This is a genomic window from Polaromonas sp., assembly GCF_029945895.1.
Taxonomy (GTDB): domain Bacteria; phylum Pseudomonadota; class Gammaproteobacteria; order Burkholderiales; family Burkholderiaceae_C; genus Polaromonas.
Genome location: NZ_JAQSDL010000002.1, coordinates 1 through 6,213 on the forward strand (window position 1 = coordinate 1; position 6,213 = coordinate 6,213).

At 62.5% G+C, this 6,213-nt stretch carries 5 protein-coding genes; all 5 read right to left on the reverse strand.

The features are described 5' to 3' along the window. A partial coding sequence (locus PSV33_RS00050) for an SDR family NAD(P)-dependent oxidoreductase (protein WP_300557313.1) occupies positions 1 to 368 on the reverse strand: 368 nt, incomplete at its 3' end. Between the two features lie 348 nt (positions 369 to 716). Next, positions 717 to 947, reverse strand: a complete 231-nt coding sequence (locus tag PSV33_RS00055) for a hypothetical protein (RefSeq protein ID WP_300557315.1) — start codon at positions 945 to 947, stop codon at positions 717 to 719. Beyond that, the gene (locus PSV33_RS00060; RefSeq protein ID WP_300557317.1) at positions 947 to 2,779 is read right to left on the reverse strand and encodes an acyl-CoA dehydrogenase; all 1,833 of its coding nucleotides are present in this window, start codon (positions 2,777 to 2,779) and stop codon (positions 947 to 949) included. Before PSV33_RS00060 ends, PSV33_RS00055 begins: the two co-directional genes overlap by 1 nt. A gap of 112 nt (positions 2,780 to 2,891) precedes the next feature. After that, positions 2,892 to 4,067 carry an acetyl-CoA C-acyltransferase gene (locus tag PSV33_RS00065; protein WP_300557319.1) on the reverse strand — a complete coding sequence of 392 codons (1,176 nt, stop codon included), beginning with the start codon at positions 4,065 to 4,067 and terminating at the stop codon, positions 2,892 to 2,894. A gap of 16 nt (positions 4,068 to 4,083) precedes the next feature. Further along, complete coding sequence (locus PSV33_RS00070) at positions 4,084 to 6,183, reverse strand: 3-hydroxyacyl-CoA dehydrogenase NAD-binding domain-containing protein (protein WP_300557321.1); 2,100 nt, start codon at positions 6,181 to 6,183, stop codon at positions 4,084 to 4,086. Between the last annotated feature and the right edge of the window lie 30 nt (positions 6,184 to 6,213).

Sequence of the window (6,213 nt, forward strand, 5' to 3'; positions counted from 1 at the left end):
CGGATGTTCAGGTTCATGACCTTGTCCCAGGCTTCGACCGGGTGGTCTTCGGCCGGCGCGCCCCAGGCCGCGCCGGCGTTGTTGACGAGGATGTCGACATGGCCGAAGCGCTGGATGGTTTCATCGGCCAGCGCGCGGATGTCCGCTTCTTTCGAGCAATCGGCAGCGATCCAGTCCACGTCAATACCGGCGGCCTTGAGTTCGGCCGCGGACTCCTGCAGGTCTTCGGCCTTGCGCGAGCTCAGCATGATCTTGGCGCCGGCTTCGCCCAGCGCCTGCGCCAGCTGCAGGCCCAGGCCGCGTGAACCGCCGGTGACGAGGGCGGTCTTGCCGGTGAGGTCGAACAGCTGCTGGATGGTACGGGTCATGAGGGGCTCCTTGTTGTGGGGGGGAAGATGGCAACGAGTGTCGCGCAAAGCGCGCCTGCCGGCTGTCGCAGGGTGGACGGGTTAGGGCCTGTTCACACTATTTATACAAGTGCGAACGTGGTTAAAACAGCGCCAATCTAGGCGCGCGACGACGCTCAGCCTGGGCGGCTGGGCTAGGAGTGCAACGACGAGTGGCGCTGTTTTAACCACGTTCCCTCCGGGTTGCGGCCAAAAAGGCCATGCGCAGCGTTGCAAAGCCTTGCCGGGCGCCAGCCCGGCTGCATTTTGCGCCTCGCGCATGACCTTTTTGACTCGCAACGCATCTTGCTTAAATAGTGCGAACAGGCCCTAATCGCTGCTGGTGAGGCGGGAACGCACGTAGATCAGCACAAAACCGACGGCCGCCACAAGGCCGCCACCGACCACCATGGACCAGCCGATGGCGTCATCCAGGCGCTGCACCGACAGGCCCAGCACCAGCGTCAGCAGCCCGCCGTAGATCAGGATCCAGATCAGCTGCTGCAGCCGGGCAATCGACTTGTTCGATGTGGTGCCACCGGAATCCTTGAAAAAACCCATCAGAACGCCTCCTCCGGCAGGTCGGCGCAGGTCAGGTCGCGACTGGCGACCACTCTGAGCCAAGCGTCTATTTTAGGCAATTCGTAGTGATAGAAATAGCGGACAGCGCCCAATTTACCGGCGGTAACCGCTACTGATTTTGTAGCGTCGGCCTGCAGCGCGGCGAGCGCCACGTCCAGCCAGATCCAGGCCAGCACGGTGTGGCCAAAGCCCTGCATGTAGGGCACGGCGTTGGCCAGCGCATCCTGCGGGTTGCCGCTGGCCCACGCCGCTTTTGTGGTCGCCCCCACCTGCTGCAAGGCCTGGCCCAGGGCATTGGCATAAGTCGCCAGTTCCGGGACCTGGATCGCCCTTTCAATGGTGTGGTTGATGCGCGCCGCCAGCAGTTGCAAGCCCTTGCCGCCCTCCATCAGCACCTTGCGGCCCAGCAGGTCGGTGGCCTGGATGCCGTGGGTGCCCTCGTGGATCATGTTCAGACGGTTGTCGCGCCAGTACTGTTCGACCGGGAAGTCCCGCGTGTAACCGTAGCCGCCGTGGATCTGGATCGCCAGCGAGTTCGCCTCCAGGCACCACTCGCTGGGCCAGCTTTTGGCGATCGGCGTCAGCACCTCCAACAGGAGCCGGGCATCGTCGGCCGCCTGCGCTTCGGCCGTGTGCTGCTCGTCCACGAGGCGCGCACAGTAAAGCTCCAGAGCCAGCGCGCCCTCGCAATAGGCTTTTTGCGCCAGCAGCATGCGCTTGACGTCGGCGTGTTCGATGATGCGCACCTGCGGCTGGGCGGAATCTTTCCCCGCCGGTCCGACCGGCCTGCCCTGAGGCCGGTTCTTTGCATAGTCCAGCGACGCGTAGTAACCCGCCATGCCCAGCATGACAGCCGCCGTGCCAACACCGATGCGCGCCTCGTTCATCATGTGGAACATGCAGCGCAGGCCCTCGTGCGGCTTGCCGACCAGGTAGCCGATGGCCCCCGCCTGCCCGCCCACCGCGTATTTGCCTTCGCCGAAGTTCAGCAGTGTGTTGGTTGTGCCGCGCCAGCCGAGCTTGTGGTTCAGGCCAGCCAGGGCCACGTCATTGCGTTCGCCCGTCAGTTGGCCATCAGGGCCCACCATCTTCTTCGGCACGATGAACAGCGAAATACCGCGTGTGCCGGGGATCAGCTTGCCGTCCGGCCCGGGGATCTTGGCCAGCACCAGGTGGATGATGTTGTCGGTGAGCTCGTGTTCACCACTTGATATCCACATCTTGTTGCCGGTGAGCCTGTAGCGCGGGCCCAGCGGTTCGGCTTCAAAGTCGTCGCCGTCCGGCACGGCGCGTGTCGTGATGTCGCTCAGCGAGGAACCGGCCTGTGGCTCGGACAGGCACATGGTGCCGGAAAAACGCCCCGAAAACTCGTTGCGGGCAAACACCTCTTTCTGCGCTTCGGTGCCGTGCACCAGCAGCAGGTTGGCATTGCCCTTGGTCAGCAGGCTGGAGCCGATGCTGACCGAGGCCATGGCAAAAAAACAGTTGGCCGCCGCCTCGATGGTGTACGGCAGTTGCATGCCGCCTTCGTCGTAGTCCTGCGCGGCGCTGAGCATGCCGGAGCCGGCGTAGGCTTTGTGCGCGTCATGCGTGGCCTGCGGCAAGATGACCTTTTCACCGTCGAAATGCGGCTCCTGGGTGTCGACCAGCCGGTTGAAAGGCGCAAATTTTTCGCGTGCAATGCGCTCACAGGTGTCGAACACCGCGTCGAAGGTCTCGCGCGAATGGTCGGAGAAACGCTCGCGCTGGCTCAGCGATTCGGCGCCCAGCCATTGGTAAAGCAGAAAATCCAGGGTGGCACGAAGACTCATGTTGCTCTCACTTGTCGCGGGGCATAACGGTCAATAAATAGGGCCGAGCTGCTTGTCCGATTTGCTACGGACAGCCTGCTCAGCCCCTTGCTCAGTGTGTTCTCTGAAGAAATCAGAGCACTTCAAACACACCCGCTGCACCCATGCCGCCACCGATACACATGGTCACGCAGACACGTTTGGCACCGCGGCGCTTGCCCTCGATCAGCGCGTGACCGGTCAGGCGCTGGCCGCTGACGCCGTAGGGGTGGCCGACCGCAATCGCGCCGCCGTTGACGTTGAGCTTGTCCATCGGAATGCCCAGCTTGTCGCGGCAATAAATTACCTGCACGGCAAAGGCTTCGTTCAATTCCCACAGGTCGATGTCGCTGACCTTCAGGCCCAGCCGCGCCAGCACCTTGGGGATGGCGTAGACGGGGCCTATGCCCATTTCGTCAGGCTCGCAGCCGGCGACCGCAAAACCGAGGAAGCGGCCCAGCGGTGCCAGGCCTTTTTTCTCGGCTACTTTTTCGTCCATTACCACGACTGCGCCGCCGCCGTCGGAGAACTGGCTGGCATTGCCGGCCGAGACCACGCCGCCGGGAATGGCGGGCTTGATGCCGCTGATGCCTTCCTTGGTCGTGCCTTCGCGAATGCCTTCGTCCTTGCTGACGGTCACCTGTTTAGTGGTCATGCCCATCACGGCATCGGCCACCCCCATGGTGACGGTGATCGGTGCAATTTCCGCGTCGAACAGGCCGGCCGCCAGGGCGGCCGAGGCTTTTTGCTGACTCGCGGCACCGTATTCGTCCATCTGCTCGCGCGAGATGCCGTAACGCTTGGCGACCTGCTCGGCCGTCTGCAGCATGTTCCAGTAGATCTCGGGCTTGTTCTTGACCAGCCACGGGTCGGCCAGCATGTGGGTGTTCATTTCCTGCTGGACGCAGGAGATGCTTTCAACGCCGCCGGCCACATAGATGTCGGCTTCACCGGCAATGATGCGCTGCGCGGCCAGGGCAATGGTCTGCAGACCGGACGAGCAGAAACGGTTGACGGTCATGCCGGAGACGGTGATGGGGCAACCGGCGCGCAGCGCGATCTGGCGCGCAATGTTGGCACCCGTCGCGCCTTCGGGGTTGGCGCAGCCCATGATCACATCCTCGACCTCACCGGCCTCGATGCCGGCGCGCTTGATCGCGTGTTCGACCGCGTGGCCGCCCAGGGTGGCGCCGTGCGTCATGTTGAAAGAGCCCTTCCAGCTTTTGGCCAGGGGGGTGCGGGCAGTGGAAACGATTACAGCTGAAGTCATGAAAATCTCCGGAATATTAGTTGAACGTCTTGCCTTCGGTCGCCAGCTTGGCCAGCAGCGGTGCCGGTTGCCAGAATTTCGCGTCGTCCAGCGGGTTCTGGGCAAAACGCTTCATGCTCTGCACCACATTGAACAGGCCCACCTGGTCGGCGTAATTCATGGGGCCGCCGCGGTAGATCGGAAAGCCGTAACCCATGAGGTAAACCATGTCGATGTCACTGGCCTTGGAGGCTATGCCCTCTTCCAGAATGTGCGCCGCCTCGTTGACCAGCGCGTAGACCAGGCGTTGGACGATTTCCTCGTCAGAAATCTTGCGTGGCGTGATGCCCAGCGAGGCGCGGTGGTCTTCAATCATCTTGACCACTTCGGCATTTGGAATCGCGTCGCGCTTGCCGGGCACATAGTCGTACCAGCCCGCCCCGGTTTTCTGGCCGAAGCGGCCCTTTTCGCAGAGCAGATCGGCGGTCTTGCTGTATTTCATGTCCGGCTTTTCCTGGTAACGGCGCTTGCGGATGGCCCAGCCGATGTCGTTGCCGGCCAGGTCGCCCATGCGGAACGGGCCCATGGCCATGCCGAACTTCTCCATGGCCTTGTCCACCTGCGCGGGCGTGCAGCCTTCGTCGAGCAGGAAACCGCCCTGGCGGCCATACTGCTCGATCATGCGGTTACCGATAAAGCCGTCGCAGACGCCGGACACCACGGCGGTTTTGCGGATCTTCTTGCTGACGGCCATCACCGTGGCCAGCACGTCCTTGGCGGTTTTTTCACCGCGGATGACTTCGAGCAGTTTCATCACATTGGCCGGGCTGAAGAAATGCATGCCCACCACGTCCTGGGGACGCTTGGTGAAGGCCGCGATCTTGTTGACGTCCAGCGTGGAGGTGTTGGAAGCCAGGATGGCGCCGGGCTTCATCACACGGTCGAGCTCCTTGAAGACTTTTTCCTTGACGCCCATTTCCTCGAACACTGCCTCGATCACCATGTCGGCCTCTTTTAGCTCGTCATAGCTCAGGGTAGTGCTGAGCAACGCCATGCGCTGGTCGTATTTGTCCTGCTTGAGCTTGCCCTTCTTGACCTGCGCTTCGTAGTTCTTTCGGATGGTGGCAATGCCCTTGTCCAGTGCTTCCTGCTTCATCTCCAGCATCTTGACGGGAATGCCCGCGTTCAGGAAGTTCATGGCGATGCCGCCGCCCATGGTGCCGGCGCCGATCACGGCGATGGCCTTGATCTCGCGCTTGGGCGTGTCTTCCGGCACGTCCGGAATCTTGGAGGCGGCGCGCTCGGCCGCGAAAATGTGGCGCAGCGCTTTGCTCTCAGGCGTCCACATCAGATTGATGAAGATCTCGCGCTCGAAGACCATGCCTTCGTCGAATTTTTTCTTTGTCGCGGCTTCCACCGCATCCACACACTTGACGGGGGCCGGGAAGTTTCTGGCCATGCCCTTGACCATGTTGCGTGCAAACTGGAAGTAGGCGTCGCCACCCGGGTGTTTGCAAGGCAGGTTGCGCACCAGCGGCAAGGGGCGCGTGTCGGACACGGCCTGGGCAAAGGCCAAGGCCTCCTGGGCCAGTGATTCAGCAGAAGCCGCCATTTTGTCGAACAGCTTCTGGCCGGGAATCTGGGCCAGCAGTTCACTCTTGACCGGCTCACCACTGACGATCATGTTCAGGGCCGGCTCGACGCCGAGCGCACGCGGCAGCCGCTGCGTGCCGCCGGCACCGGGGATCAGGCCCAACTTGACTTCCGGCAGGGCTACGCTGCAGCCGGGTGCGGCAATGCGGTAGTGGCAGCCGAGCGCGAGTTCCAGCCCGCCGCCCATGCAGACCGAGTGAACGGCCGCGACCACGGGCTTGGAAGAATTCTCAAGCGCGAGGATCACGCTCAGCAGGTTGGGCTCAGCCAGCGCTTTCGGCGTGCCGAATTCCTTGATGTCGGCGCCGCCGGAAAATGCCTTGCCCGCACCGGTAAGCACAATGGATTTGACGGCGGCATCGGCATTGGCTTTTTGCAGGCTGTCGGTGATGCCCACCCGGGTGGCATAACCCAGGCCATTGACCGGCGGGTTGTCCAGCGTGATCACCGCGACACTGCCGTGGACTTCGTATTTGGCTGTCATTTGCTTTTCCTTTGTTGCGTGTTACCCGGC

What these genes read in the sequence shown, in the direction of transcription:
- PSV33_RS00055 (WP_300557315.1), bottom strand. Translation starts at nt 947, where the DNA reads ATGGGTTTTTTCAAGGATTCCGGTGGCACCACATCGAACAAGTCGATT.
- PSV33_RS00070 (WP_300557321.1), bottom strand. Translation starts at nt 6,183, where the DNA reads ATGACAGCCAAATACGAAGTCCACGGCAGTGTCGCGGTGATCACGCTG.
- PSV33_RS00060 (WP_300557317.1), bottom strand. Translation starts at nt 2,779, where the DNA reads ATGAGTCTTCGTGCCACCCTGGATTTTCTGCTTTACCAATGGCTGGGC.
- PSV33_RS00065 (WP_300557319.1), bottom strand. Translation starts at nt 4,067, where the DNA reads ATGACTTCAGCTGTAATCGTTTCCACTGCCCGCACCCCCCTGGCCAAA.